This is a genomic window from Leifsonia sp. SIMBA_070, from assembly GCF_046534635.1.
GTDB lineage: Bacteria > Actinomycetota > Actinomycetes > Actinomycetales > Microbacteriaceae > Leifsonia.
Genome location: NZ_JAWRYK010000002.1, coordinates 347316 through 372231, shown reverse-complemented (window position 1 = coordinate 372231; position 24916 = coordinate 347316). Strand labels below are relative to the sequence as shown.

The 24916-nt window shown below is 71.2% G+C and carries 25 protein-coding genes; 16 read left to right on the top strand and 9 right to left on the bottom strand.

The features are described from left to right. Nucleotides 1-7: 7 nt before the first annotated feature. Together SB754_RS17605 and SB754_RS17600 are read right to left on the bottom strand one after the other, a co-directional pair. Nucleotides 8-685, bottom strand: a complete 678-nt coding sequence (locus tag SB754_RS17605) for a hypothetical protein (protein WP_410783704.1) — start codon at nucleotides 683-685, stop codon at nucleotides 8-10. 101 nt (nucleotides 686-786) lie between these two features. Then, a complete protein-coding gene (locus SB754_RS17600) occupies nucleotides 787-1407 on the bottom strand; it encodes a hypothetical protein (RefSeq protein WP_410783703.1) in 621 nt (206 codons plus the stop codon). 73 nt (nucleotides 1408-1480) lie between these two features. Between SB754_RS17600 and SB754_RS17595 the strand changes: the two genes are divergently transcribed. Beyond that, on the top strand, nucleotides 1481-2821 hold the full coding sequence (locus SB754_RS17595) for an MATE family efflux transporter (protein ID WP_410783702.1): 1341 nt from the start codon (nucleotides 1481-1483) through the stop codon (nucleotides 2819-2821). Nucleotides 2822-2864: 43 nt separating this feature from the next. Here SB754_RS17595 and SB754_RS17590 read toward each other — a convergent pair whose 3' ends face one another. Together SB754_RS17590 and SB754_RS17585 are read right to left on the bottom strand one after the other, a co-directional pair. Further along, nucleotides 2865-4073 carry an amidohydrolase gene (locus SB754_RS17590; protein ID WP_410783701.1) on the bottom strand — a complete coding sequence of 403 codons (1209 nt, stop codon included), beginning with the start codon at nucleotides 4071-4073 and terminating at the stop codon, nucleotides 2865-2867. A 58-nt stretch (nucleotides 4074-4131) separates the two neighbouring features. Further along, nucleotides 4132-5199: a LacI family DNA-binding transcriptional regulator gene (locus SB754_RS17585; protein WP_410783700.1), complete on the bottom strand. Its 1068-nt coding sequence runs from the start codon at nucleotides 5197-5199 to the stop codon at nucleotides 4132-4134. Between the two features lie 69 nt (nucleotides 5200-5268). On the opposite strand from SB754_RS17585, the gene SB754_RS17580 reads away from it, so the two are divergent. After that, a complete protein-coding gene (locus SB754_RS17580) occupies nucleotides 5269-6534 on the top strand; it encodes an MFS transporter (RefSeq protein ID WP_410783699.1) in 1266 nt (421 codons plus the stop codon). Nucleotides 6535-6541: 7 nt separating this feature from the next. On the opposite strand, the gene SB754_RS17575 is transcribed toward SB754_RS17580, so the two are convergent. Continuing rightward, nucleotides 6542-7588 (bottom strand): lactonase family protein, encoded by a 1047-nt coding sequence (locus SB754_RS17575; RefSeq protein WP_410783698.1) that lies wholly within the window; start codon nucleotides 7586-7588, stop codon nucleotides 6542-6544. Nucleotides 7589-7647: 59 nt separating this feature from the next. Here SB754_RS17575 and nucS point away from each other — a divergent pair, with 59 nt between their 5' ends. The 4 genes from nucS (at nucleotide 7648) to SB754_RS17555 (ending at nucleotide 10006) form a co-directional block, all read left to right on the top strand. Further along, nucleotides 7648-8343, top strand: coding sequence for an endonuclease NucS (gene nucS / locus SB754_RS17570; RefSeq protein WP_410783697.1), 696 nt, complete (start codon nucleotides 7648-7650; stop codon nucleotides 8341-8343). Beyond that, entirely contained in the window at nucleotides 8343-8768 is a 426-nt protein-coding gene (locus SB754_RS17565; RefSeq protein WP_410783696.1) for an SseB family protein, read from the top strand. The genes nucS and SB754_RS17565 overlap by 1 nt, the downstream gene beginning before the upstream one ends. 37 nt (nucleotides 8769-8805) lie before the next feature. Further along, a complete protein-coding gene (locus tag SB754_RS17560; protein ID WP_410783695.1) occupies nucleotides 8806-9483 on the top strand; it encodes an HAD hydrolase-like protein in 678 nt (225 codons plus the stop codon). Between the two features lie 79 nt (nucleotides 9484-9562). After that, a complete protein-coding gene (locus SB754_RS17555; RefSeq protein ID WP_410783694.1) occupies nucleotides 9563-10006 on the top strand; it encodes a hypothetical protein in 444 nt (147 codons plus the stop codon). 115 nt (nucleotides 10007-10121) lie between these two features. Here SB754_RS17555 and SB754_RS17550 read toward each other — a convergent pair whose 3' ends face one another. Next, nucleotides 10122-12026, bottom strand: coding sequence for a BglG family transcription antiterminator (locus SB754_RS17550; protein WP_410783963.1), 1905 nt, complete (start codon nucleotides 12024-12026; stop codon nucleotides 10122-10124). Nucleotides 12027-12237: 211 nt separating this feature from the next. On the opposite strand from SB754_RS17550, the gene SB754_RS17545 reads away from it, so the two are divergent. The 10 genes from SB754_RS17545 to SB754_RS17500 all read left to right on the top strand — a co-directional run bounded on the left by SB754_RS17545 (nucleotide 12238) and on the right by SB754_RS17500 (nucleotide 21119). Then, nucleotides 12238-12546: a PTS sugar transporter subunit IIB gene (locus tag SB754_RS17545; RefSeq protein WP_410783693.1), complete on the top strand. Its 309-nt coding sequence runs from the start codon at nucleotides 12238-12240 to the stop codon at nucleotides 12544-12546. Nucleotides 12547-12594: 48 nt separating this feature from the next. Then, nucleotides 12595-12861, top strand: a complete 267-nt coding sequence (locus SB754_RS17540) for an HPr family phosphocarrier protein (RefSeq protein WP_410783692.1) — start codon at nucleotides 12595-12597, stop codon at nucleotides 12859-12861. A 2-nt stretch (nucleotides 12862-12863) separates the two neighbouring features. Continuing rightward, nucleotides 12864-14588, top strand: coding sequence for a phosphoenolpyruvate--protein phosphotransferase (ptsP, locus tag SB754_RS17535; RefSeq protein ID WP_410783691.1), 1725 nt, complete (start codon nucleotides 12864-12866; stop codon nucleotides 14586-14588). Further along, nucleotides 14585-16213: a PTS mannitol transporter subunit IICB gene (locus tag SB754_RS17530; protein ID WP_410783690.1), complete on the top strand. Its 1629-nt coding sequence runs from the start codon at nucleotides 14585-14587 to the stop codon at nucleotides 16211-16213. The genes ptsP and SB754_RS17530 overlap by 4 nt, the downstream gene beginning before the upstream one ends. Then, complete coding sequence (locus SB754_RS17525; protein ID WP_410783689.1) at nucleotides 16210-16647, top strand: PTS sugar transporter subunit IIA; 438 nt, start codon at nucleotides 16210-16212, stop codon at nucleotides 16645-16647. The genes SB754_RS17530 and SB754_RS17525 overlap by 4 nt, the downstream gene beginning before the upstream one ends. 10 nt (nucleotides 16648-16657) lie before the next feature. Beyond that, nucleotides 16658-17830, top strand: a complete 1173-nt coding sequence (locus tag SB754_RS17520; RefSeq protein ID WP_410783688.1) for a mannitol-1-phosphate 5-dehydrogenase — start codon at nucleotides 16658-16660, stop codon at nucleotides 17828-17830. A gap of 74 nt (nucleotides 17831-17904) precedes the next feature. Beyond that, nucleotides 17905-19023 (top strand): type III polyketide synthase, encoded by a 1119-nt coding sequence (locus tag SB754_RS17515; protein ID WP_410783687.1) that lies wholly within the window; start codon nucleotides 17905-17907, stop codon nucleotides 19021-19023. Nucleotides 19024-19071: 48 nt separating this feature from the next. Then, nucleotides 19072-19608 carry an isoprenylcysteine carboxyl methyltransferase family protein gene (locus SB754_RS17510; RefSeq protein WP_410783686.1) on the top strand — a complete coding sequence of 179 codons (537 nt, stop codon included), beginning with the start codon at nucleotides 19072-19074 and terminating at the stop codon, nucleotides 19606-19608. Further along, on the top strand, nucleotides 19605-20645 hold the full coding sequence (locus tag SB754_RS17505) for an NAD(P)/FAD-dependent oxidoreductase (RefSeq protein WP_410783685.1): 1041 nt from the start codon (nucleotides 19605-19607) through the stop codon (nucleotides 20643-20645). Before SB754_RS17510 ends, SB754_RS17505 begins: the two co-directional genes overlap by 4 nt. A gap of 144 nt (nucleotides 20646-20789) precedes the next feature. Beyond that, a complete protein-coding gene (locus tag SB754_RS17500) occupies nucleotides 20790-21119 on the top strand; it encodes a ParB family protein (protein WP_410783684.1) in 330 nt (109 codons plus the stop codon). A 123-nt stretch (nucleotides 21120-21242) separates the two neighbouring features. Here SB754_RS17500 and SB754_RS17495 read toward each other — a convergent pair whose 3' ends face one another. The 3 genes from SB754_RS17495 to SB754_RS17485 form a co-directional block, all read right to left on the bottom strand. Further along, the gene (locus SB754_RS17495) at nucleotides 21243-22463 is read right to left on the bottom strand and encodes a hypothetical protein (protein WP_410783683.1); all 1221 of its coding nucleotides are present in this window, start codon (nucleotides 22461-22463) and stop codon (nucleotides 21243-21245) included. A 93-nt stretch (nucleotides 22464-22556) separates the two neighbouring features. Continuing rightward, nucleotides 22557-23528, bottom strand: a complete 972-nt coding sequence (locus tag SB754_RS17490) for a hypothetical protein (protein ID WP_410783682.1) — start codon at nucleotides 23526-23528, stop codon at nucleotides 22557-22559. Nucleotides 23529-23575: 47 nt separating this feature from the next. Continuing rightward, complete coding sequence (locus SB754_RS17485; protein ID WP_410783681.1) at nucleotides 23576-24781, bottom strand: MFS transporter; 1206 nt, start codon at nucleotides 24779-24781, stop codon at nucleotides 23576-23578. Between the last annotated feature and the right edge of the window lie 135 nt (nucleotides 24782-24916).

The following is a 24916-nucleotide window of genomic DNA, read 5'->3' as shown; positions in this document are numbered from 1 at the left end:
TGGCGCATCAGGCTTGGCCGCAATCGACCGCGTCGATGCCGGCGTAATCGTGGGGGGAGGCCGAATCGGGGATGGTCACGGTGGCGGGGACCCCGGCCTCCAAGTCGAGCGTCGTGGTCCACTGGTCGACTTCGTCACCATCCGGAGTGTCCGAGAATCCGGCCGTTACGGTGGCGCCGGCGCACGTTCGGGCGGGAGTCAGCTCGAAGGTCCACCCGTCCACGTAGTGGACGTGGACGCCGTCGACGTCGTAGTCCTCCACGCTCGAACCCGAGTCGTCGGGCGCCGCGGAATCCGGGGCGGACGGGTCCGGAGCGGTCGGGTCGGCGTACGGAGCCGCGCTGGAGGAGCTGCGGGAATCGGCCAGGCGACCAGCGTCGTGCGCGATGGCCGCGATGCCGAACAGTGCGAACAGGAGGACGACCAACCCGGCCGCCATGCTCCCGAGCGTGATGCCGACGATCGCACCTGTCGACAGACCACGGCGCGGCGGAGCGGGCGGGTACCAGGGAGCGGGCGCCCACCCGGAGGCGGCGAGCAGCGCGTCCCGGGCGGCCGTGAGCTCGTCACGACGCCGCGGGTCGGATCCCGCCTCGACGAGTCGCGCCTGGTAGGCGCGCTGCACGTCGTCCGGGGTCGCCGTCGGCGCCACCCCCAGCAATCCGGCCGCCTCATACGGAGTCACCCGCGCCTCCCATCGTCACCTCGACGCGTCTGCGTCAACTCGTCTGCGTCAACTGGTCTGGGTCGATCGTATTGGGCCGTTCCCCGTCTGACCGTGTCTGCTCAGGCCGAGATGCCGCTGAGACCGTGGACCAGACCGCCCTCGCGACGGCCGGGCCGCTGCGCCGTGGCGATCTCCCCCAGCTCGCGGATGGTGCGGGCGTAGTACCCCGCCGCCACGCCGGAGCGGTAGGCGGCCGGCTGGAGGTCGGCCTCGTTGCGGAGGCGGATCTCGGCGCGCGCGGCCTCGATCGGGGCGATCGCCTTGACTCCTGCGCGGTACCGGATGAGCCGGTGCACCCACTGGTCCAGCGGCTCCGGCAGGCCCGCGGGGACGCGGTCGTGCTCGCTCGCGAGCGAGACACGCGACCGCCCGATGGGGCGGGCGTCGGCGACGGACCCGCTCGCGACGGCTTCGCGCTCCGCTCGACGACGCTCCGCGGCCATGACCGAGAGGAGGTCGTCGTGGCGGTTCGCCTGGCGCGACAACACCTCCAGCTCGTCGAGTGCTGCGGCGTACTCGTCTTCGTACCCGGAGTACTGCTCGGGATTCGCCGCCCGATCGTTGGCGAGGTCGGTTCGGGCGGTGGCCGCCTGCGCCTTGGTCAGCACCGTCCGCCCGTTGCGCACCCGCTCGAGCCGCCAGGTCCAGGTGGCGAGCGGTTCGGGCATCAGGTGACTCATGCGTCCACCGTACGGTCGGCCACCGACATCGGAGGGAGGGCGGTCCGCGCGTCGGTGGGCCGGGCTAGCGTTGATGGTCGTGAGCACCCTCCTGCGCCGTCCCGTCGATCGGGAGATCCTGCGCCTTGCCGTGCCCGCGCTGGGCGCGCTGGTGGCCGAGCCGATCTTCCTGCTCGCCGACTCGGCGATGGTCGGGCACCTCGGCGTCGATCCGCTGGCCGGACTCGGAATCGCGAGCGCGGTGCTCCAGACCGTCGTGGGGCTGATGGTGTTCCTGGCCTACAGCACCACTCCGGCGGTGGCCAGGAGGATCGGGGCGGGCGACCTGCGGGGCGCGGTCGCAGCGGGAGTCGACGGCTGCTGGCTGGCTCTGGTGCTGGGGGTGGTGCTGGCGGCGGCCGGCTGGGCGGCGTCTCCGTTCCTGGTCGGGCTGTTCGGCGCGTCGCCGGCGGTGACCGCCCAGGCCGAGCAGTACCTGTCCCTCTCGATGCTCGGGCTCCCCGCGATGCTCGTCGTGTACGCGGCGACCGGGCTGCTGCGCGGGCTGCAGGACACGCGGACGCCCCTCGCCGTCGCCGTCGCCGGCTTCGGCGTGAACATCCTGCTCAACTACCTCTTCATCTACGGGGCGGGGCTGGGCATCGCCGGGTCGGCCCTCGGCACCGTGACGGCCCAGTGGGGGATGGTGCTGGTGTACGCCGTCATCGTGGCACGGCATGCCCGGCGTGCCGGCGCCTCCCTCCTCCCGCATCACGCCGGGCTGGGACGCTCGGCGCGCGCCGGCGGGTGGCTGTTCGTACGCACGGCGAGCCTGCGGGCGGCCATGCTGCTCGCGGTGTTCGCGGCGACGCGCCTCGGACCGGATGAGCTTGCCGCGTTCCAGGTGACCATGACCGTGTTCGCGACGTTGGCCTTCGCCCTCGACGCGCTCGCGATCGCCGCGCAGGCCCTCATCGGCAAGGGGCTGGGCGGCGGCGACCTGGAGAACGTGCGGGCCGTCCTGCGCCGCTGCCTGCAATGGGGAGTCGGCGCAGGCGTCGTGCTCGGACTGGTGACGATCGCTCTCAGCCCGCTCGCCGGAGCAGTGTTCACCAGCGATCCCTCGGTCGCCGCACTGCTCCCGCCGTCGTTGGCGATCGTCGGCGTCGGCGCTCCACTCGGCGGGTACGTCTTCGTGCTCGACGGGGTCCTGATCGGGGCGGGTGACGCCCGCTATCTGGCGCTCACCGGCCTCCTGAACGTCGCCGTGTTCGTCCCGCTCGCCGTCGCGGCGGCGGCCTGGGGAGCCCCCGACGCGGGCGGGTTGGCCGCCCTGACCGCAGCGTTCGCGCTCGGCTACCTGGGGGCTCGGGCCGTCACCCTCGGGATCCGGGCCCGAGGGCGGACGTGGATGCGCGCGGGCGCCACCGTCTGACGCTTGCGGCGTCCGACGCGGCCCGGCCGGGACCCGCCCGGCGTCAGGCCAGCCACTCCCGCGCGGCGACGACCAGCGCCCGCACGCCGGTGTCGATCGTCGGCTGCGGGATGGGCGCGAAGAACGGCGAGTGGTTGCTCGGGATGTCCGTGTCGACGGTTCCCGCCGCCACGGCCCTGAGCACGGTCTCCGGGTCGCCGCCGCCGAGCATCCAGTAGACCAGCGGAGCTCCGGCCGCGGTCGCCAGGTTGCCGACGTCCTCGCTGCCCGAGAGCGCCCCAGGCGCCAGCACGCTCCCCTCGCCGAACTCCGCTGCGAAGGCTGCGTTCACCCGCTCGGTCGAATCGGGGTCGTTCACCGTGACCGGGTAGCGCTCGCCCCACTCGAAGTCGGGTCGCCGGGGCGCGCCCGACGCCTGCGACTCCGCCTCGATCACACGGTGGACGCCCTCGAGCACGTGCTCGCGGACCTCCTCGTTGAAGCTGCGAACGCTGATGCCGAGGGTCGCTTCGGCCGCGATGATGTTGTTCTTGGTGCCCGCGTGGAGGCTGCCGACTGTCACCACGGCCGTGTCCTTCGGCGAGATCTCGCGAGAGACGACGGTCTGCAGGCGCATCACGGCGGCCGCCGCCATGACGACGGGATCGACCGTGGTCTCAGGACGGGAGCCGTGACCACCGCGCCCGTGGAGGGTCACCTCCATGGTGTCGACGGCGGCCATCGCTGCGCCGGGGTGCGCACCGACCATGCCGGCCGGGGAGGGCAGCACGTGCTGGCCGAGCACCACATCCGGCACCGGGATCTTCTCGTACAGGCCGTCGTCGACCATCACCTGGGCTCCGCCGCCGTGCTCCTCGGCGGGCTGGAACAGGGCGATCAGCGTGCCCGACCACTCCTCGCGGGAACCGCTCATCGCCTCGACCGCGCCGAGCAGGCAGGTGATGTGGATGTCGTGGCCGCAGGCATGCATCAGCGGGATGGTGTTCCCGGCCTCGTCGGTGGTGGTCTCGGTGGACGCCCACGGCAGCCCGGTCTGCTCGCGCACCGGCAGCGCATCCATGTCGGCCCGGAGCAGGACGGTCGGACCGTCGCCGTTGCGCAGCACACCGACCACGCCCGTGGTCGCGATGCCGGTGTGCACCTCCAGACCCAGTTCCGTCAGCCGGTCGGCGACGATGCCGGCGGTGCGGTGCTCGGTGAAGGCGAGCTCGGGGTGGGCGTGGAGGTCACGGTAGAGGGCTTCGAGATCCATACCGCCACCCTACGACCGTGCCGGTGGGTGCCAGGGCGTGCGGCGCGGCCAGGCCGCGTCAGGCGCGGGGCTCCGCCGTGGTGTTGCCCCGGTGGAAGACGCTGGTGAACGTGGAGGGGCGCGGCTCGCCGCCCTCGAGCATTTCGACTACGGCACGGCCGGCAGCGCGTCCCTTGTCGACCGCCGGCTGCACCAGCGTGGTCAGGTCGTACGGCCAGAGGCCGTCGACGCGGACGCCGTCGAAGCCGACGACGCTGACGTCGGCCGGCACCTCCAGCCCGAGTTCCTCAGCCGCCCTGATCACACCGGCGGCCAGCAGATCGCTCTGCGCGATGATCGCGGTCGGGCGCGTCGCCGCGTCGGCGAGCAGCGCCCGGCCGGCGAGGCGGCCCTCCTCGACGAAGGATCCCCGGGTCACCCAGCCGCCCGCCTCCGGGAACACGTCGTGGGCGCCGGCCAGCCGCTGCATCGCGGTGGTCGAGCTCGCCGCCGCGAGGCGGTCGCGTGTCAGTGCGCCGCGGGCGCGGTCGCGCGTCAGCGAGAGGGTCACGACCGCGACGTCGCGGTGACCGAGGTCGTGCAGGTGCTGCGCTGCGGTGCGGGTGGCCTCGCGGTTGTCCTGACCGATGGTCGGCACGCCGTCGGCCGGGTCGCCCTCGATGGCCACGAGCGGGATGCCGCGCTGGCGGAGGGTGGCGACCGACTCGTCCAGGCGGGGGCTGCAGCCGATCAGGACCACCGCATCCATCGGGGCGTCCTCGATGCGCTGGGCGGCCTCCCCGGCGTCGGTGAGGATGAGCAGGCCCGCGTCGATCGCACCGATCTCCTCGGTGATGCCGTCGAGGAGGGCGATCTTGATCGGGTCCCGGAACGCATCCCGCACCCGCTCCTCCATGACGACGCCGACGATCCCGGACCGTCCGCGGCGCAGCGAGCGGGCACGAGGGTCGGGTCCGGCGTAGTTGAGCTGCTTCGCGGCGGAGAGCACCCGCTCCCTGGTCGCCTCCGACACGGGACCGGTTCCCGAGAAGGCGAGAGAGGCGGTGGAGTTGGAGACACCCGCCAGTCGCGCCACCGCCGCCAATGTGGGCCGGACGGTAGCCTGAGCAGTGCGCGGTTCGTTCACGTGTGATAGCTTAGTCGAATCGTTTCGATCGAAACGATTCGATGAGCCGAACCCACAGGAACTCGCACGATGTCACAGCCGACCTCCCTCCCGACGCGCAACCGCCGAGAACTGAAGGCGTGGCGCAATGCGGTCTTCGTCATCTTCATCCTGAGCGGGCTCGCGGTCGCCAGCTGGGTGGCACGGATCCCCGGCGTCCGCGACGACCTGGGGCTCGGCAAGGACCCGTCGGCGGTCGGCCTCCTCATCCTCGGGATGTCGGTCGGCGCGATCCTCGGCCTCACCGTGTCGTCGCCCCTGCTGGTGCGCTTCGGGCCGCACCGCGGGATGGTCGGCGGCCTCACGATCGTCGCCGTCGGAACCGTCTTCATCGGCCTCGGCTCGACCGTCTTCCAGAGCGTCCCGCTGGTCGCGGTGGGCCTCGTGCTGCTCGGATTCGGCAACGGCATGGTCGACGTGATGATGAACGTGGAGGCGACGGCCGTCGAACGGGAGATCGGCAAGACGCTGCTCCCCCTCATGCACGCCTGCTTCAGCCTCGGAACGGTGCTCGGCGCGGGGATCGGCGCCCTCGCCGCCTGGCTCGCCGTTCCGGTCGCCTGGCACCTGCTCGGGATCGCGGTGGCGATCGTGGTCATCGCGGTCGTGGCGATCCGTTTCATCCCGCGGGAGGCGGACCTCGGCGACGAGGTGGCGGAGAAGCCGCGCATCCCGTTCGGCGAGCGCCTGCGCACGTCACTGGCGGTCTGGGCGGACTGGCGACTCATCCTGATCGGCATCGTCATGCTCGGCATGGCGTTCGGCGAGGGGTCCGCCAACGATTGGATCTCGCTCGCCGTCGTCGATGGTCATGGTCAGACCAACTCCATCGGCGCGGTCGTCTTCGGGTTCTTCGTGGCGGCCATGACGATCGGGCGCGTGGCCGGCGGTCCGATCGTCGACAGGATCGGCCGTGTCGCGGCGATCCGGATCACGGCCGGGATGGGTGCGGTGGGACTCGTGCTGTTCATCGTGGGCGGCCCGATGTGGCTGGTCGTGATCGGCACGGTGCTGTGGGGCTTCGGCGTCTCGCTGGGCTTCCCGCTCGGGATGTCGGCGGCGGCCGACGGAGCGGAGAATCCCGCCGCGCGGGTGTCCGCGGTGGCGATCATCGGCTACTGCGCCTTCCTCGCAGGGCCGCCGCTGATCGGCTTCCTCGGTCAGCACTTCGGCCTCCTGAACGCGCTGTTCCTCGTGCTTGCGCTGCTGGTGGCGTCGTTCCTCGCCGCCGGCTCGGTCCGTCCGATCGCGACTCCGGCCGACGCGCCGCGCGAGAACGCCCCCGAGGCCGCCTGACCGCAGGTCAGACGAACGCGAGGCGGACCGGCGTTGGCACGGGGGATGCCCCGAGCAGGCGGAGGCTGCGCGCCGCCTCGTCGAAGGCGAAGACGGTGACTTCGTCGCTGTCCTGACAGGCTGCCAGCACGCGGTCGCCCTCCGGCGCGATCACCAGGTCGCGGGGAGAGCGTCCGCCCACGGGCACGACCGAGACCAGCGAAAGCCGCGACGCCGACGGGTCGAAGGCGAACACCGCGATCGTGTCGTCCCCGCGGTTGCTCGCGAGTACCGTGGTTCCGGACTCGGTGATGCAGACTGCGGCGGGGCCGTTGTCGCCGGTCGCGTCGTCGGCGCGCGTCCTCGTGCTCTGCACCCGGACGAACCGCTCGCCCTCCCGCCGGAGCACGTCGATGCTGGAGTCGAGCTCGTTGACGAGGACCGCGTGCGCGCCGTCGGGGTGGAACGCCAGGTGGCGCGGGCCGGCCGAGCCGAGGACGACCGTCGCCTCCGGCCGCAGTGTCAGCCCACCCTCCTCGGACAGCGCGTACCACTGCACCTCGCCGAGCCCGAGGTCGACCACGACGACGTCACCGGTGACCGGGTCGATGCTCAGCTGGTGGACGTGCGGCGCATCCTGTCGCCGCGGCTCCGGCCCGCGGCCTTCGTGCTGCACGAAGGCGGTCCGCTCCCCGAGGGCTCCGTCCGCGCCGAGGGCGTAGACGGACACCGTCCCGCTGCCGTAGGTCCCCGTTACCAGCAGGGGGCGGCTGGGATGCACGACCAGGTGCGCGGGCGATGCCCCGCCGCTGGAGGCGGAGCCGAGCTCGGTGAGTGTCCCGTCGGAGGCGCGCGCGAAGGCCACGACCCCTCCGTCCGGTTCTGTCTCGCTCACCGCGTAGACCGCGCGGCCATCACGGACGACCGACACCCAGGACGGGTTGGTCACGCGCGCGGCCACGGTCACGTCGGTCACCGCCGAGCCGTCGAACCGGGCAGACAGCACCCCCTCCGCGTGACCGTCGACATGCGGGAGGGTCTGTGTGTACGTGCCGATGAGCAGTTCGCGGGCCATGCGCCCATCCAACCACTGCCGGAGGTCCCGGCCGGGCGGCCTGCACGTAGGATGTTCCGGTGCGTCTCGTCATTGCCAACTGCTCCGTCGACTATGCGGGGCGCCTGAGCGCGCACCTGCCGCTGGCCACGCGGCTGCTGATGCTGAAGGCCGACGGCAGCCTCCTTGTCCACTCCGACGGCGGATCGTACAAGCCCCTCAACTGGATGAGCCCGCCCTGCACGCTCACCGTCGATGAGCCCGACGAGCTGCAGGTCGCGGCCGGGATCCGTGAGGTGTGGCGGGTCACCCAGGCCAAGACCGCGGACATGCTCGTGGTGTCCATTCACGAGATCCTCAGTGACACGTCGCACGAGCTCGGTATCGACCCCGGGCTGCAGAAGGACGGTGTGGAGGCGCACCTGCAGAAGCTCCTCGCCGAGCAGATCCACCTCCTCGGCGACGGCCACGTGCTGGTGCGCCGCGAGTACATGACCGCAATCGGACCGGTGGACATCCTGGCCCGCGACTCGGCGGGCGCGGCGGTGGCGGTCGAGCTGAAGCGCCGCGGCGACATCGACGGCGTCGAGCAGCTCACCCGCTACCTCGAGCTGATGAACCGCGACCCGCACCTGGCCCCCGTCACCGGCGTATTCGCCGCGCAGGAGATCAAGCCGCAGGCGCGCACGCTCGCCGAGGACCGCGGCATCCGCTGCCTGGTGCTCGACTACGACGCGATGCGGGGTCTCGACGACAGCGAGAGCAGGCTGTTCTGATGGCCGCCCTGAAGCCGAGGTTCCCTCAGACCTACGAGAACGCGGCCGTCCGCACGGCGCTCACCACGATCGCCGCCGAGCCGACGCTCGAGAACCTGGATGCCCTCCTCGCCGCGGCGACGAAGGGCGGCCTCGTCGTCGATGTGACCGGCTCGACGCCGCAGGACACCCGGCTGCGCACGATCAGCTCCACCACCGGGGAGGCCGTCCTCCCGCTCTTCACATCGATGAAGGCCCTCCGTGCCGCGGTGGCGCAGACCGCCGACGGCGAGGGCGCTCGGGTGCAGGCGGTCATCGTTCCGGCACGGGAGGCGCTCGGTTTCATCGGCACCGCCGACTTCGTGGCCGTGCAGTTCGACCCCGGCGCCGAGCACACGATGGTCGTGGCACGCTCCCACATCGAATCCGCTCTCGGCGAGCACTGATCCGTCGCCCAGATACCTGACATACGCTAGGACGGCTATGACCAACCCGACCACCACCGTCACCCGGACGTGGACCTGCATCCTGTTCGACCTCGACGGCACGCTCACCGACTCCGCACCCGGCATCACCTCCTCCCTGGCCCGCATGTTCGCGACCCTGGGACAGCCGGTGCCCTCCCCCGCTCAGCTGCTCGAGTACGTCGGCCCTCCGCTGCTCGACTCCCTCCAGGAGTTCGGCGGGATGACGGAGCCGGCCGCGCGCGACGCGCTCGCCGTGTACCGCGCCGACTACGCCGAGCACGGCGCGCTCGACTCGGCCGTGTTCCCCGGCATCCGCGGCCTGCTCGAGCGGATCCACGCCGCCGGCATCCCGCTGGCGCTCGCGACGAGCAAGCCGGAGCTGCAGGCCACGCGCATCCTGGAGCACTTCGGCCTCGCCCAGTACTTCGAGGTCATCACCGGCGCGACGGAGGACGAGAGCCGCAGCGCCAAGGCGGATGTCGTGGCCGAGGCGCTCCGCCGCCTCCAGGAGCGCGGCATCGACCTCGCCCACACCGTGATGGTGGGCGACCGCCAGTACGACGTCGAAGGCGCAGCGGCGCACGGCCTGCCGACCATCATGGTCGAGTGGGGCTATGGCTCCCCCGCCGAGGCGGCCGGAGCGATCGCCGTCGTGCACTCGGCGGACCAGCTCCGCTCGCTGCTGCTCGGCTGACGGGACTAGGCCCCGGCGCGGGGTGACGACTAGGCTGATGTGTTGCGAAACCGCAATTAATACAGCACTAGGAATCATTATGCGCACACGTAATCCGTTCATTCCGGCCGCCATCGTCGCGGCCCTGACCATCGGTTCCCTCGCCGCCTGCAGCAGCACCGGGAACACGAACTACGTCTCCTCGCACACGCCGGCTTCGTCGTCGAGCGCGGGGTCGGAGTCCGGCTCGTCCGACGCTCCGAAGTCGGAGCAGCTGCCATCCGACTTCCCGAAGGACGCCGTTCCGCTGGTGGACGGCACCATCGTCGTCGCCCGCGGCGACAAGGACAACGGCTGGTCGATCACCGTCCAGCCTTCTGGCAAGAACGGCTTCGCCGACGCCCAGTCCGCGCTGAAGGCGAAGGGCTACACCGAGCAGCCCGGCGCCACCGACAGCGCCGCCGTCTACACGAACGACATGTACACCGTCGCCGTCAAGACTCCCGGCGTCTCGGTCACCTACGCCGTGACCGCCAACCAGTAGCGCCTCTCGCGCACCCTCCCGCCCACCGTCGAGTACACACTTCTTGCACGCCCGCCCGGCGTGTCGCGTGCAGAAATCGTGTACTCGACGGTGGGCGGTTGCGTGAGGGAGGGGGTCAGGCGTCGATGATGCGGACGAGCTCGTCGATGAAGGCGGTGAAGGTGTCGGAGCGCCGGATCAACGCGAGCACGGTCTCCCGGTCGCTGAAGACCTCCACGAACTGGTCGAAGACGGTCTGGAAGGACGAGCGACCGGCGGCCGAGAACGCGATGAACGCGATCACGTTGACCCGCGCATCCCCCCAGTCGATCGCGGTGTCGTTGATGACGATCGCGATCGCCGTCCGCTTCGCGCTCATCGTCATGGCGTGCGGGACGGCCAGCGAGTCGGTGAATGCGGTGGACGACATCTGCTCCCGCTCCACCGTCTGGTCGACGTAGTCCTGGTCGATCGCGCCGGTGGCGATCATCCGGTCGCCCAGCGCGCGGATGAGAGTGATCGGGTCGCGCGCGTAGAAGTTGCGCAGGAACAGGCTCTCGTCGAAGTACTCGAGCAGCTCGCTCTTGATGCGCGTCCGGTGGCGCTGGCGGCGGATCCGGGAGGCGGCCTGCCGGACGTGCTCCACATCCGTCTCGGTCAGGAACGGCTGCACGATGACCGTGTTCTCGCGCCTCCCCCGCGGGTCGATCGTGGTGAGCACCAGATCGGCGTCGATCGCGCCCCAGTCCGCGTCCGTCGAGGTGATGACGCTGGTGATGTCGAGTTCGTCGCCGAGCACGCTCTCCAGCCGGTCCCGCAGCAGGATGTGCATGTCGTAGTAGTTGGGGCAGACCACCGCGCAGGTGACCGCGTCCCGGCGTCGCGACTGCTGCTCCAGGTAGGCGCCGACGTGCATGGCGATGTAGGCGATCTCGTCGTCGTTGACCGCGATCCCCTCCGCCGCCTGCAACCGGCTCGCGATGTAGACCGCGAGCTCGTAGATCATCGGGTACGAGCTCTTGATGGAGCGGGTGAGCGGGTTGCGCGAGTACGTGTTCTCGTGTGCGCGCGCGACCAGGTTCTGCACGTGCAGCGTCAGCCGGACGATGAAGTCCTCGTCGTGCAGGTCGACCAGGTATTCGGTGGAGGCGCGGTCGATGATGCCCCGCACGACGTCGAGGTCGGCGGCGCTCACGAACTCCTCGACCGTGTCGCGGCCGGCGCCCGGCGCGATCACCCTGGTGCGCATCAGGATGGCCAGATAGCGCAGTTCCGTCGGGTCGAGCACCGTGCCGAAGTGCCGCTGGATCAGCTCGCCCAGGTCGCGGGCGAGCGCGCGGATGGTCTCGCTCGCCTCGGGCTCCTCGACCGTCGGGAGCACCCTGTCCTTGGCGACCCGGTCGAGGGCGACCGCCATGTGCAGCAGCACGTCGTTGATCCCGTACTCGTTCACGAAGAAGCCGCGGGCGTCGAGCATCGCGACCAGATCGGACTTGAATTCGGCGAGCCCCTGCGAGCCGAAGGCCTCCTGGATGCGCGCGACGTCGACGACGCTCTGACGCATCTCGTCGCGGAACAGCCGACTGAGCAGCTTCCGCCGGGCGATCTCCGGCCCGAGCAGCTGCACCGTGCCGCCGCGCCGCTCCAGCGTCAGCTCCGTGCCCGACAGGAGGCCGCGCATCCTGGTGAGGTCGGACTCGATGGTGGAGTCGGAGACGAACAGGCTCTCGGCGGTCTCGTACACGTCGATGCCGTCCGGCTCGTCGAGCAGGCGCCGCGCCAGGAACACCAGCCGCTCCTGCGGCGAACCCGCGGTCCCCGCATCCGAACTGCCGTCGCCGGCGAGGTAGGCCGCGTAGGCGTCGGGCTTCACCCGGTATCCGCTGGGGCCGGACTCGACGACCTCCCCGAGCGCCGCCGCGTACGAGCGGATGCTGCGGGTGGTCACCCCGATGTCGTGGGCGAGTTCTCCGGCCGTCACCCAGGCAGCACGACGCGCCAGGATGTCGAGCATCCTCGTCTGCTTCGCCGAGAGCGCCACCGGGACCACCTTCCGCCACGAGTCAACCACCCCGGACGCCCGCGGGCCGGGAGTTCCGGCGAGGTTTCCGCACCCCCGGAAGAAACGCTGCTGGAACCGTCCCACCCCGCGGAGTGACCATGACTGTCGTCCCATGAGCACCACCCAGCAAGCCCCAGCAAGCCCCCGCACCCCGTGTGCGGCTCCTGCGTCACCCGGAAAGGCAAGATCGATGAAGATCGTGGTCGTCTGCGGCGCCGGTGCGTCCAGCACCTTCGTGGCGGTGAAGCTGCGGAGCGCGGCACGCAGCCGCGGGACCGCCGTCGAGGTCGAGCCGGGCAGCGCCAGCCAGCTGGAGTCCCTCGCCGGTATCGATGTCGTCCTGGTCGGCGCCCACCTGGAGTACGCCGTCCCGGGTCTGCGCGAACGCGCGGCCGCCACCGGCACCGCCGTCGCGGTGCTGCCCCCCGTCTCGCCTGCCGCCCTCGACGGCGACAGCGCGCTGGACCTGGCCCTGAGCGCCCGGGCGACGACACTATGAGAGGCGGCGGCCGACCCCGGCCCGCACGGAGTGAAGGAGATCGAAACCATGGCTGAACGGATCATCACCGTCGGATCGGCGCACGGGCTGCACGCCCGCCCGGCAAAGCTCTTCGTCGAGGCGGTCAACGGCTCGGGTGCGAAGGTGTCGCTGACGAAGGAGGGCGGCAAGACCGTCGACGCCGGCAGCATCCTCGGCGTGATCTCGCTGGGTATCGACCACGGCGACAAGATCGTGCTCACCACCGACGCGGCGGGCGGCGAGGGCATCCTCGACGACCTGGCCGAGATCCTCGCCACGGACCACGACGCCTGATCATGAGCATCCAGACGAACGACGAGAACACCGTCCTTCGCGGAGCCGGCATCGGCCAGGGCGTCGCGGTCGGAACCGTGCTGCGCATGTCGGCCCCGCTTCCGGAGCCGTCCGACCAGCCCAGCTCGCGTACCCCCCACGAGGAGAAGGCCCGCGTTCGGGAGGCGGTGGCCGCGGTCGCCGCCGACCTGCGCGAGCGCGCCTCCACGGTCGAGGGGACGGCAGCGGACGTGCTGGAGGCCCAGTCGATGATGGCGGAGGACTCCACCCTCGCCGACGACGTCGCCTCGCGCATCGACTCCGGCCGGACGGCCGAGCGCGCCGTCTTCGAGGGCTTCGCGGTCTTCCGCGACATGCTGAAGGATCTGGGCGGCTACATGGGCGAGCGCGCCGGTGACCTCGACGACGTGTCGCAGAGGGTCGTCGCCGCGCTCCAGGGCCAGCCGGCCCCCGGTGTGCCGCAGTCCGACCAGCCGTTCGTCCTGGTAGCGCACGACCTGGCACCGGCCGACACCGCCCTGCTCGACCTCACCAAGGTGCTGGGCCTCGTCACGACGGAGGGCGGCCCGACCTCGCACACCGCCATCCTGGCGCGCGAGAAGTCGATCGTCGCGATCGTCGGCGCCGCGGGCGCCGAGCGCCTCTCCGACGGCGACGAGGTCATCGTCGACGCGGCGGCGGGCACGGTCACCATCTCTCCCACCGAGGACCAGCGCTCCGCCGCGCTCCGCCGCATCGAGGAGCGCGCGGCTGCGCTTTCGGGCGGCGTCGAGCCCGGCGCATTGGCCGACGGCACCGCGATCCCGCTGCTCGCCAACCTGGGCTCGGCAGAGGGCGCAGAGGCAGCGCTGGCGGCCGGAGCAGAGGGCGTCGGGCTGTTCCGCACCGAGTTCCTCTTCCTGGACCAGCGGATGGCCCCCACCGTCGAACAGCAGCGCGAGCAGTACGTGAAGCTCCTGAGCGCGTTCGGCGGCGGCAGGAAGGTCGTCGTGCGGGTGCTCGACGCGGGCGCGGACAAGCCGCTCGAGTTCCTCAACGACGCCCACGAGGACAACCCGGCACTCGGCCTCCGCGGCCTGCGGTCGCTGCGCGCCAACGAGGACATCCTCCGCGAGCAGCTCACCGCCCTCGCCGAGGCGGACGCCCGCACCGACGCGGACCTGTGGGTCATGGCGCCGATGGTCTCCACCATCGAAGAGACCCGCTACTTCACCGAGCTGGGGCGCGAGTACGGCCTGAAGACCGTCGGCGTGATGGTCGAGGTCCCCTCGGCCGCCCTGCTCGCCGATCGCATCCTGCAGGTGGCCGACTTCGCCTCCATCGGGACCAACGACCTCACCCAGTACACCCTCGCGGCCGACCGCCTCCTCGGCTCGGTCGCCGGCTTCCAGGACCCGTGGCATCCCGCCGTCCTCCGCCTGATCGGCGAGGTCGGCGCGGCCGGTGCGGCGAGCGGGAAGCCGGTCGGGATCTGCGGTGAGGCGGCGGCGGACCCCCTGCTCGCCGTCGTCCTGGTCGGCCTCGGCGCGACCACCCTCTCGATGTCGCCCGCGGCTCTGGCCGACGTGCGGCTCTCCCTGAAGCGCTACACCCTCGGCGAGGCCCGTTCTCTGGCCGAAACCGCACTGGCCGCCGATGGCGCGGCCGAAGCCCGGGAGGCGGTCCGCGCGGCCGCCGACCGGTTCACCACCTCACCAGCCCCCGATAGAAACGAGACAGCACAATGACATCGGCGACACAGACGTCGGCGACGGCGTCGGCCCCCAAGAAGCCCAACAGCACACGCGTCCACGTGCAGCGGTTCGGCACGTTCCTCTCCAACATGGTGATGCCCAACATCCCGGCGTTCATCGCCTGGGGATTCATCACCGCGCTCTTCATCGCGACCGGATGGCTGCAGAACACCGGATGGGCCATCAGCCCGATCCTCGGTGGCTTCGGCGACCAGGCGAAGGTCGGCTGGTCGGGCGCGGCCACCGTGCTCGCGCAGGACCCGGGCGGCCACACCTTCTCGCAGTACGTGGGCCTCGTCAGCCCGATGATCACGTACCTGCTGCCCCTCCTCATCGCGAACACCGGCGGCCGGATGGTCTACGGCGTCCGCGGCGGCGTGGTCGGCAGCATCGCGACCATGGGCGTCATCGTGGGGTCCACCATCCCGATGTTCATCGGCGCCATGATCCTCGGCCCGCTGAGCGCCTGGATCATGAAGAAGATCGACCAGCTCTGGGACGGCAAGATCAAGGCCGGCTTCGAGATGCTGGTGAACAACTTCTCGGCGGGCATCGTCGGCATGCTGCTCTCCATCGGCGCGTTCTTCGGCATCGCACCCCTCGTGGAGTGGCTGAGCTCGGTGCTCGGTGGCGCGGTCAACTGGCTGGTCTCCGCCCACCTGCTGCCGTTCGCGAGCATCCTGATCGAGCCGGGCAAGGTCCTCTTCCTCAACAACGCGATCAACCACGGCGTGCTCACCCCGCTCGGTGTCGAGCAGGCGCAGCAGACCGGCAAGTCGATCCTGTTCCTGCTGGAGGCGAACCCCGGCCCCGGCTTCGGCATCCTGATCGCCTACTCGATCTTCGGTCTCGGCATCGCCCGCGCCAGCGCCCCCGGCGCGGCCCTGATCCAGTTCGTCGGCGGCATCCACGAGATCTACTTCCCGTACGTGCTGATGAAGCCGATGATCATCATCGCCGCGATCCTCGGCGGCATGACCGGCATCGCCGTCAACGTCACCTTCGGTTCCGGCCTGCGCGCTCCGGCCTCGCCGGGGTCCATCATCGCCGTGCTGCTGCAGACCCCCGCTGACAGTTTCGTCGGTGTGACGCTCTCCGTCGTCCTCGCGGCGGCCGTCTCCTTCATCGTCGCGTCGATCATCCTGCGAGCCAGCCGCAGGCGCGACCTCGCCGCGGGCAACGCGGGCGACCTGTCCGCCGCCGTCGCTCAGACGGAGGCCAACAAGGGCAAGCAGTCGTCGGTTCTCGGCGGCCTCGTCCAGGAGGGCGAGCACGACACCGGCGACGCCCAGGGCGACGCGACCAAGCGGCTCGTGCAGAACATCGTGTTCGCGTGCGACGCCGGAATGGGCTCGAGCGCGATGGGCGCATCCGTCCTGCGCAACAAGTTCAAGAAGGCGGGCGTCGAGGGCGTGACGGTCACCAACCAGGCGATCAGCAACCTCGACGGCACGGCCGACCTCGTGATCACCCAGCGCGAGCTGACCGACCGCGCGAAGGGCCAGTCTCCGGACTCGGTGCACGTCTCGGTCGACAACTTCATGAACAGCCCCCGCTACGACGAGGTCGTCGACCTCGTCGCCAGCCAGCAGAAGACCACGGAGGACGCCACCAAATGACCGACACCATTCTCGACCGGGCGAACGTGGTGGCCGCGGGTTCCGCGACGACCCGGGAGGACGCGATCCGGGAGGCGGGTGAGCTGCTCGTCGCGGCCGGCGCCGTCGAACCGGGCTACGTCTACTCGATGCGCGACCGCGAGAACACCGTCTCCACCTTCATGGGGAACGGCCTCGCCATCCCGCACGGCACCAACGAGTCCAAGGACGAGATCAAGCGGTCCGCCCTCTCGTTCATCCGCTACTCCTCGCCGCTCGACTGGGGCGGCGAGGAGGTGCGGTTCGTGGTCGGCATCGCCGGGCAGAACAACGAGCACCTCGAGATCCTCTCGAAGATCGCCATCCTCTTCTCGGAGGAGGACGATGTGCAGAAGCTGATCGACGCCCCGGACGCGGATGCCCTGTTCACCCTCCTCGGCGACGTCAACGAGTAGGGAGCGCAGCGTGAAGGCCGTCCATTTCGGAGCGGGCAACATCGGACGCGGCTTCGTGGGGCTCCTGCTCCGCGAAGCCGGGTACGAGGTGGTGTTCGCGGATGTCAATGCGGAGCTGATCGACGCTCTCGCCGCCGCGGACTCCTACGACGTCCACCTGGTGGGCGAAGACTCCGTCACGAAGACGGTGACCGGCTTCCGCGCGATCAACAGCGGCACCGACGAGGAGGCGCTGGTCGCCGAGATCGCGACCGCCGACGTCGTCACGACTGCGGTCGGCCCGCGCATCCTCCGGTTCGTCGCCCCGGTGATCGCCCGCGGGCTGGCCGCACGCGCCGATGACGCACCGCGGCTCGCGGTCATGGCGTGCGAGAACGCGATCGGCGCGACGGACCTGCTCGCGGCCGAGCTGATGGACGGCCTCCCGGACGACGACACGCGGGAGGAGTTCGCGGCGCGCGCCGTCTTCGCCAATACCGCGGTCGACCGGATCGTGCCCGCCCAGGCGGCCGACGCCGGCATCGACGTGACCGTGGAGACGTTCTACGAGTGGGTGGTCGACCGCACGCCGTTCGGCGGCCACGAGCCGGCCATCCCCGGCGCTCACTTCGTCGACTCGCTCGGCCCGTACATCGAGCGCAAGCTCTTCACGGTCAACACCGGCCACGCGACGGTCGCGTACACCGGCTTCCTCCGGGGGGCGACGACCATCAGTGAGGCGATCGGCATCCCGGAGGTGCGTGCGGCCGCCGAGGCTGCGCTCCGCGAGACGTCTGCCGCCCTGTCCGCGAAGCACGGACTGCCGGAGGAGGAGCTGGCGGCGTACCGCGAGAAGATCCTCGGCCGCTTCGCCAACCGGTACCTGGTCGATGAGGTCAGCCGGGTGGGCCGGGAGCCGATCCGCAAGCTGGGCCGGAACGACCGGTTCGTCGGCCCGGCCGCCGATTACGCCGAGTACGTCGGCGGTGTCCCGGAGGCCCTGGTCGCCGCGATCGGCTCGGCACTGCGGTTCGACGTTCCGGAGGACAGCCAGAGCGTCGAGCTGCAGCGCCTGCTGGACGAGGCCGACGCCGCAGCCATCGTGGAAGAGGTGATGGGCATCGAGCCCGGCCACCCCCTCCACGAGCCGCTGACGGACGTCGTCGCGCTGGCGCAGCAGGACCGGCTGGACGACGCTCTCTAGCCGATCCTCACCGCTCGGCTGGGTATCCGCCCACCGCTGGTGTCGCCAGTGGGGCCCGGTGGTACGTTTCGCTTGTGAGCCGAATCGTGTCGGTGGCTCCCGTGCTTCCCGCCCGGAGCTACAGCCAAGGGGAGATCACCGCGGCGCTGCTCGCGATGATCACGTCCGACCCCGCCCGGCAGCAGGTGATGCGCCGCATCCACGCCTCCTCCGGCGTGCAGACGCGCAGCCTCGTGATGCCGTTGGAGCGCTACAGCTCGCTGGCGTCGTTCCAGGAATCGAACGACTACTTCATCGCGGAGGGGACCTCGCTCGCCGAGCGCGCCCTCACCGCCGCCCTCAGCTCGGCGGGACTCGCGCCCGCCGACGTCGACTTCCTCCTGTTCACCTCCGTGACCGGCATCGCTGCGCCCTCCATCGACGCGCAGCTCGTTTCCCGCCTCGGGTTGCGATCTGATGTCAAAAGGCTGCCGAGCTTCGGACTGGGCTGCGTCGCCGGCGCCGCCGGGATCGCCCGGGTCAACGACTACCTCGCCGGGCATCCGGACGAGGTGGCGGTGCTGCTGTCGGTCGAGCTGTGCTCGCTCACCGTCCAGGCGAGCGACGACTCGATGGCGAACATCGTGGCGAGCGGCCTGTTCGGCGACGGCGCGGCGGCCGTGGTGATGGTGGGCGACGCCCGCGCAGAAGTGCTGGGCCTCGCCGGACCGGAGGTCGTCGACACCCGCAGTCACATCTACCCGGACACCGCGGACGTGATCGGCTGGGACATCGGCGGGACCGGCTTCCGGATCGTGCTGAGCGCCGGAGTGCCCGAGGTCATCGAGCGGAACTTCGCCGACGACGCGCGCGGAATCCTCGCTGCCCACGGCCTCGAGGTGGAGGATGTGGGCGCCTGGGCGGCGCATCCCGGCGGTCCCAAAGTGCTGGAGGCGTTCTCCCAGGCCCTCGACCTGCCGGAGGGCGCCCTGGACGCCAGTTGGCGTTCCCTGGCGAATGTGGGCAACCTGTCGTCGGCCGCGGTGCTCCACGTGCTCGCCGAGCAGTTGGATGTCCACCCCGTCGGCACCATCGGGCTGCTGTTCGCGCTCGGTCCGGGCGTGACGAGCGAGCTCGTGCTGCTCCGCTGGGCGGACGGTGCGAAGCGCGCCGCACCGGCCGTCGCGGCTGCCCCGGTGATGGTCGAGCCGTGATCGGCTGCGGTGACGTGATCTGGGCGGTGACATGATCTGGGCGGTGACATGATCTGGTATGGCGTCCTCGTGCTCGCCACGGGCGCCGAGCGGATCGCGGAGCTGATCGTCTCCACCAGGAACGCGAAGTGGTCCTTCGCGCGCGGTGGCGTGGAGTTCGGGCGCGGCCACTACCCGGCCATGGTCGCGCTGCACACCGGGCTGCTGCTCGCCTGCCTCGCCGAGGTGTGGATCGGCGGACGCCCGTTCATCCCGTGGCTCGGCTGGCCGATGCTGGTCCTCGTGCTGGCGAGTCAGGCACTCCGCTGGTGGTGCATCGCGACGCTGGGCCCGCGCTGGAACACCCGGGTCATCGTGGTGCGCGATCTGCCACTCGTGACCGGCGGCCCCTATCGCTGGTTCACCCATCCCAACTACGTGGCCGTCGTCGTCGAGGGCTTCGCACTCCCGCTGGTGCACACAGCGTGGATCACCGCGGTCGCGTTCACCGTGCTGAACGCCTGGCTGCTGGTGGTCCGGATCCGCTGCGAGAACCGGGCGCTCGCCTCCGTAGTCCCGTCCGCCGCGCCCGCCGCACGCGCATGAAATCGCAGCTCGTCGTCGTCGGCGGGGGCCCGATCGGTTTGGCGTGCGCCATCGAGGCCCGCATCGACGGGATGGATGTTGTGCTGGTGGAGCCGCGCGTCGGCCCGATCGACAAGGCGTGCGGCGAGGGGCTGATGCCCGGCGCCCTGGCGGCGCTGCACCGGATCGGGGTCGATCCGCCCGGTTGGCGTCTCGACGGAATCGCGTACGTGGATGCCGCCTCGCGCGTCGAGCACCGCTTCGCCGAGCGCCCGGGCCGCGGAGTGCGGCGGACCGCCCTCCACCAGGCGCTGGCCGAGCGCGCCGTGGAGCTCGGAGCACAGCGCGTCCAGGCCAAGGTCACCGCGGTGACGCAACGGGCGGACGGCGTCGCGCTGACCCTGAGCGACGGTGCGATTCTCGATGCTCCGTGGGTGATCGCGGCCGACGGCCTCCACTCCCCCGTGCGTCGGATGGTGGGCCTCGACGGCCGGGGACAGCCGGGCGGACGTCACCGTTTCGGCGTGCGGAGGCATTTCGCCCTGGAGCCGTGGACGTCTCTGGTGGAGGTGCACTGGTCGGAGGGCGCCGAAGCGTACGTCACCCCGGTCGACGAGCGCACCGTGGGCGTGGCCGTGCTGGGCGCACGGCCGCTCGACCTCCCTGCGATCATCGCGGGCATCCCCGAGCTGGCTGAGCGGCTGCACGGTGTCCCCGCGGCGAGCGATCCGCGAGGCGCCGGACCCCTGTTGCAGCGCGCACGCTCGCGCTCGATGGGACGCGTGCTGCTGGCCGGGGATGCCTCCGGCTACGTCGACGCGTTGACCGGCGAGGGGATGCGCGTCGGCTTCGCGCAGGCCCGTGCAGCGGTCGCGGCTGTCCGGGCGGGGAACACCGAGCAGTACGAGCGCGCCTGGCGGGCGACGACCCGCGACTTCCGGATGCTCACGGCCGCACTCGTCGTGGCTGCGCGGTCGCGCTTCCGCCCCCGGATCGTGTCGACGGCGGCCCGCCGTCCGGAGCTGTTCGGCAGCATCGTGGAGCGCCTCTCGCACTGAGCCATCCGACTCGCCCGATCTGCAATGCATGCATTTTCAGGTCTAAAACGCATGCGTAGGGCTGTGGATAACTGGCCCGCACCAGTCATGGACGGATAGCATGTGAGACCGGACATGAAAATCCGATATGCAGGAGGGTGAGGCATGGACCACGCAGCAGACAGCCACGAAGACGACGCGGCGGCCCCTGTGGGCGACGCCGAGCCGGAGGTGGCGCGCGCTGCGCCGGCCGAGCCGGCCAAACCGGTGAAGAAGCGGACGACGGTCACGTTCTACCTGACCGACGCCATGCGCAATCGCGCCAGAGCCGCCTATCGCCAGACCTCCTGGGATGAACGGGACACCAGCTGGTCCGAGATGCTGAACAAGGCACTGCTGGCCGAGGTCCAGCGCCGGGAGCGGGCCTACAACGGCGGCCGGGTGTTCGTCGGCAACGACAAGCCGCTCACGCCCGGCAGGCCGATCGGCTTCTAGCAGGCGGCATCTCGGGCCGCCGGCCGCCCGTGCGATCTCCGGACACGGCGAGTTCCCGGCACGCCGGCGGCTGGGGAACCGGCGTGCCGGGAAGACATGACCCGCCTCCGCGGGTGAGTGGGCTCAGCGCACGTGGTGGCGACGACGGCCGTGGTTGCTCGCCGTGAAGGCGAGCATCACTCCGAGGAGCGCCAGCAGCGCACCCAATGCACCGAGACCGAGGTCGTCGGAGCCGGTGGAGGCGAGGGCCGTGGTGCCGGACATCCCACTCGACGCGAGAGCCATGCCGCCTCCGGCCGACGCGGTCACCGACACGGGCGCCGACGCAGTCACCGTCGCAGCGCCCGGGGCACCGGCATCCGGCGTTCCCGTGACGACCGGAGTCGTCGGGGTGGTCGGGGTCGTCGGCGTGGTGGGGGTCGTCGGGGTCGTCGGAGTGGTGGTCGAGCCGGTGGTCGTGCTGTCTCCGATGACGCTGACCGCGCCACCGCCGAGCGTCACGGGCACATCGACGCCGATCGGTAGGTCGATGCCGCCGAGCAGGCCGCCGCCGGTACTACCCCCGGTGGTGCCACCCGTGCTGCCGCCGGGCGTGCCGCCACCCGCCGTCGCCCCGCCGGTCGTCGGCGCGGTCGTGGTGGCACCGGTGGAGGTGGAGTCGCCGATCACCGAGATCGCCGTCCCACCGACCGTGACAGGAACTGCAGCGGCGATCGGCGTCTGGATGCCGGAGAGGATCCTGCCGTCCGAACCCGTGCCGCCGGTGGCAGTGCTACCGCTTCCGGCCACCGGAGCGGCCGTCCTGGCACCGGAGGTGGTCGAGTCACCGAGGACCGAGACCGCGTTGCCGCCGGCTGTCACCGGGACGGCCACGGCGACAGGCGCCTGGATGCCCGAGGCGACCCCCTCCGAGCCGGTGGACGTCGCGCTGGCGCCCCCCGTTCCGGAGCCTGTCGCCGGAGTGGAGGCCGTCGAACCGGACGATGTCGCGTCGCCCACCGCACTGACGGCGTTTCCGGAGAGGCCCACGGGGACGCTGACGCTCACCGCGGCCTGGTCGCCGCTCAGCACGCCGCCGACCGCGTCGGGGGAGATCGAGACGGACGGCGCAGCAGGCGTCGAGGGGGCCGCGGCGGTGGAGCCGGTGGAGGACGAGTCGCCGAGGACGGAGATGGCGTTCCCCGAGATCGAGACGGGGACGGTGATGCCGACGACCGCCTGGTCGCCGGTGGCGACGCCGTCGCTGCCGGAGGTCTCGACCGCGTTGGCCGCGGCCGTTCCGGCGAGCCACAGGCCGCCGACGCAGAGGGTGAACCACAGCCCTCTGGATACGTACTTGTTCATGGGTCATGCCTTTCGACTGAGTATGTGGTGCCCGGGCACACACGTGCCGGGGCGTTGGTCGTGTGCTGCCTCGGAAGGGCAGCCGCGACCCACTCAGTCGGGGCTGATGTCGTGGTCGGCGACGGGTCCGGCGGGGACGTGGTCGTCCGCCGCGCCGCCGGTGAGCCCGGTCCGTGCGGACCCGGGCAGGAAGAAGTCGTCGGAGGTAGCGATGAGGGTGGGCGCAGCTGCGCCAGGACCGCTCCCGCCGCCTGTCATGCCCCCGTTTCCGCCGGGCACAGTCCCGCCGGGCACAGTCCCGCCGGGCGCACCGCCGCTGGGCCCGCCGGGCGCGCCGGGAGCAGCCGGATCGCCGAGCGGAACACTGCCCGCGCCGGACGTGAATGCACCCGGGACCACGTCGACGCCGCCGGAGGAGGCGCTGTAGTCACAGACCGGGAGGGTCGCACGACCGACCACCGAGGCGACAGGGAGCAGACCCGCGATCGCGGCGCCGAGCACCGTGGAACCGCCATCCGCTCCGGTCTCCCCCGGCTGCGGCACGGCCTGCACGCCGCCCGGAGTCGTGATCGGGGCGACGGCCGTGTCGACCGCACCCACTGCCTCCGACACGGTCTGGTCGACCGTGCTTGTCACCGGCTGCGTCACCGACGTGACCGGCGCAGCAGGCAGGACGCCCCGCAGCACCGGAACCGCCGCCACCACCTGGTCGACTGCAGCGGCAACGGGCTGGACGACGGCGCCGACCGGCGCCTGCTCCACCACGTGGTCGACCGCGCTGGTGACCGGCGTCACGACCGCCGAGACCGCAGACTGGACGTGGTGCGGAAGGGCCGGGGCCACGGTCTGAGTGACCGACCCGACCACGTCTCCCACGCCGCCGGTCACGTTCGAGACGAGAGCGGTGACGGGACTGGGCGGTGGCGCCGGCTCTGCGGCCGATGCGGCGGGCCCGCCTGCGAGGAAGCCCAGAACGGTCAGTCCTGCACCTGCGATCAGCGATCCGACCAGCACGCGGGCAGGCGTGAGGATGCTGCGGCGCGGCTCCAAAGCCACTTCCGGCATGCGATCACCCCCGACCGTTCGAGACGTGGCTGAGCGTACACCCCGGTCTACGGGACAGGAAGAGCAGCTTCTTCTGCCGCCTCGGCAGGACGTCCGGCTCGTGATCGCCGGCGGCCGTCGGTAACGGCCGCGACCGCCACGACGATGACCGCCCCGACCGTCATCGCCGCGCCCACCCAGAGCGGGGAGGTGTACCCCAGACCGGCCGCGATGGTCAGGCCGCCGATCCAGGCGCCGAGGGCGTTGCCGAGGTTGAAGGCGGCGATGTTCGCTCCGGAGGCGAGCGTCGGGGCGTGGGACGCCGAGGACAGCACGCGCAACTGCAGGGCCGGCACGGTCGCGAAGCCGAAGGCCCCCATGAGGACGAGCCCGATGACCGCACCCACCGGAAGACCCGCGACGAGAGCGAAGGCCGCGAGCACCACGGCGAGCGCTGCCAGCAGCCAGAGGAGTGTGCGGTCGATCGACCGGTCGGCGAGTCGGCCGCCCACCCAGTTGCCCGCGAACAGCCCGAGGCCGAACAGGATGAGGAGCCACGGGACCGCCCCAGAGGCGAAGCCGGAGACGCCGGTCAGGGTGTAGGCGATGTACGTGAATGCGCCGAACATCCCGCCGAAGCCGAGCACGGTCGCGGCGAGCGAGAGCCACACCTGCCCCGACCGGAACGCGGAGAGCTCCCCGCGCAGACCGCCCTGCGACCGCTCCCCGACGCCCGACGGCACCAGGACCGCGACGCCGATCAGGGCGACGACGCCGATGGCTGTGATGGCCCAGAAGGTCGAACGCCAGCCCAGCGCCTGGCCGAGCAGCGTGCCGAAGGGCACACCCAGCACGTTGGCGGCCGTCAGCCCGGTGAACATGAGCGCGATCGCGCGGGCCTGCTTCTCTGGGGCGACGAGGCCGGCGGCGACGACGGATCCGATGCCGAAGAAGGCGCCGTGGCAGAGGGCCGCCACAACGCGGCCTGCGAGCATGATCCCGTAGTCGGGCGCCAGTGCCGAGAGCAGGTTGCCTGCGATGAACAGCACCATCAGCCCGAGCAGCGCCGCCTTGCGCGGCACCCGGGTCGCCGCCGCGGTGAGCACGAGCGCCCCGACGACGACCGCCAGAGCGTACCCGGAGATCAGCCAGCCGGCTGCGGCCTCGTCGACATGGAAGTCGGCCGCCACCTCCGGCAGGAGTCCGGCGATGACGAACTCGGTCAAGCCGATGCCGAATCCTCCGAGGGCGAGGGCTATCAGGCCAGCGGGCATGGGGTCTCCTTCTGGATGGCGGGATGCGCTACTCTGTTAGTTGCAGACGCGTCATAAATAGTTGCACGTGCAACCAGTTCGCGCAAGTCCGTCATGACCTGACTCCGACGCGTCGCACGTCCGAAGGGAGCGAGC

What these genes read in the sequence shown, in the direction of transcription:
- SB754_RS17600 (WP_410783703.1), bottom strand. Translation starts at nt 1,407, where the DNA reads ATGAGTCACCTGATGCCCGAACCGCTCGCCACCTGGACCTGGCGGCTC.
- SB754_RS17595 (WP_410783702.1), top strand. Translation starts at nt 1,481, where the DNA reads ATGGTCGTGAGCACCCTCCTGCGCCGTCCCGTCGATCGGGAGATCCTG.
- SB754_RS17590 (WP_410783701.1), bottom strand. Translation starts at nt 4,073, where the DNA reads ATGGATCTCGAAGCCCTCTACCGTGACCTCCACGCCCACCCCGAGCTC.
- SB754_RS17580 (WP_410783699.1), top strand. Translation starts at nt 5,269, where the DNA reads ATGTCACAGCCGACCTCCCTCCCGACGCGCAACCGCCGAGAACTGAAG.
- SB754_RS17575 (WP_410783698.1), bottom strand. Translation starts at nt 7,588, where the DNA reads ATGGCCCGCGAACTGCTCATCGGCACGTACACACAGACCCTCCCGCAT.
- SB754_RS17565 (WP_410783696.1), top strand. Translation starts at nt 8,343, where the DNA reads ATGGCCGCCCTGAAGCCGAGGTTCCCTCAGACCTACGAGAACGCGGCC.
- SB754_RS17560 (WP_410783695.1), top strand. Translation starts at nt 8,806, where the DNA reads ATGACCAACCCGACCACCACCGTCACCCGGACGTGGACCTGCATCCTG.
- SB754_RS17555 (WP_410783694.1), top strand. Translation starts at nt 9,563, where the DNA reads ATGCGCACACGTAATCCGTTCATTCCGGCCGCCATCGTCGCGGCCCTG.
- SB754_RS17545 (WP_410783693.1), top strand. Translation starts at nt 12,238, where the DNA reads ATGAAGATCGTGGTCGTCTGCGGCGCCGGTGCGTCCAGCACCTTCGTG.
- SB754_RS17540 (WP_410783692.1), top strand. Translation starts at nt 12,595, where the DNA reads ATGGCTGAACGGATCATCACCGTCGGATCGGCGCACGGGCTGCACGCC.
- ptsP (WP_410783691.1), top strand. Translation starts at nt 12,864, where the DNA reads ATGAGCATCCAGACGAACGACGAGAACACCGTCCTTCGCGGAGCCGGC.
- SB754_RS17530 (WP_410783690.1), top strand. Translation starts at nt 14,585, where the DNA reads ATGACATCGGCGACACAGACGTCGGCGACGGCGTCGGCCCCCAAGAAG.
- SB754_RS17525 (WP_410783689.1), top strand. Translation starts at nt 16,210, where the DNA reads ATGACCGACACCATTCTCGACCGGGCGAACGTGGTGGCCGCGGGTTCC.
- SB754_RS17510 (WP_410783686.1), top strand. Translation starts at nt 19,072, where the DNA reads ATGATCTGGTATGGCGTCCTCGTGCTCGCCACGGGCGCCGAGCGGATC.
- SB754_RS17505 (WP_410783685.1), top strand. Translation starts at nt 19,605, where the DNA reads ATGAAATCGCAGCTCGTCGTCGTCGGCGGGGGCCCGATCGGTTTGGCG.
- SB754_RS17500 (WP_410783684.1), top strand. Translation starts at nt 20,790, where the DNA reads ATGGACCACGCAGCAGACAGCCACGAAGACGACGCGGCGGCCCCTGTG.
- SB754_RS17495 (WP_410783683.1), bottom strand. Translation starts at nt 22,463, where the DNA reads ATGAACAAGTACGTATCCAGAGGGCTGTGGTTCACCCTCTGCGTCGGC.
- SB754_RS17490 (WP_410783682.1), bottom strand. Translation starts at nt 23,528, where the DNA reads ATGCCGGAAGTGGCTTTGGAGCCGCGCCGCAGCATCCTCACGCCTGCC.
- SB754_RS17485 (WP_410783681.1), bottom strand. Translation starts at nt 24,781, where the DNA reads ATGCCCGCTGGCCTGATAGCCCTCGCCCTCGGAGGATTCGGCATCGGC.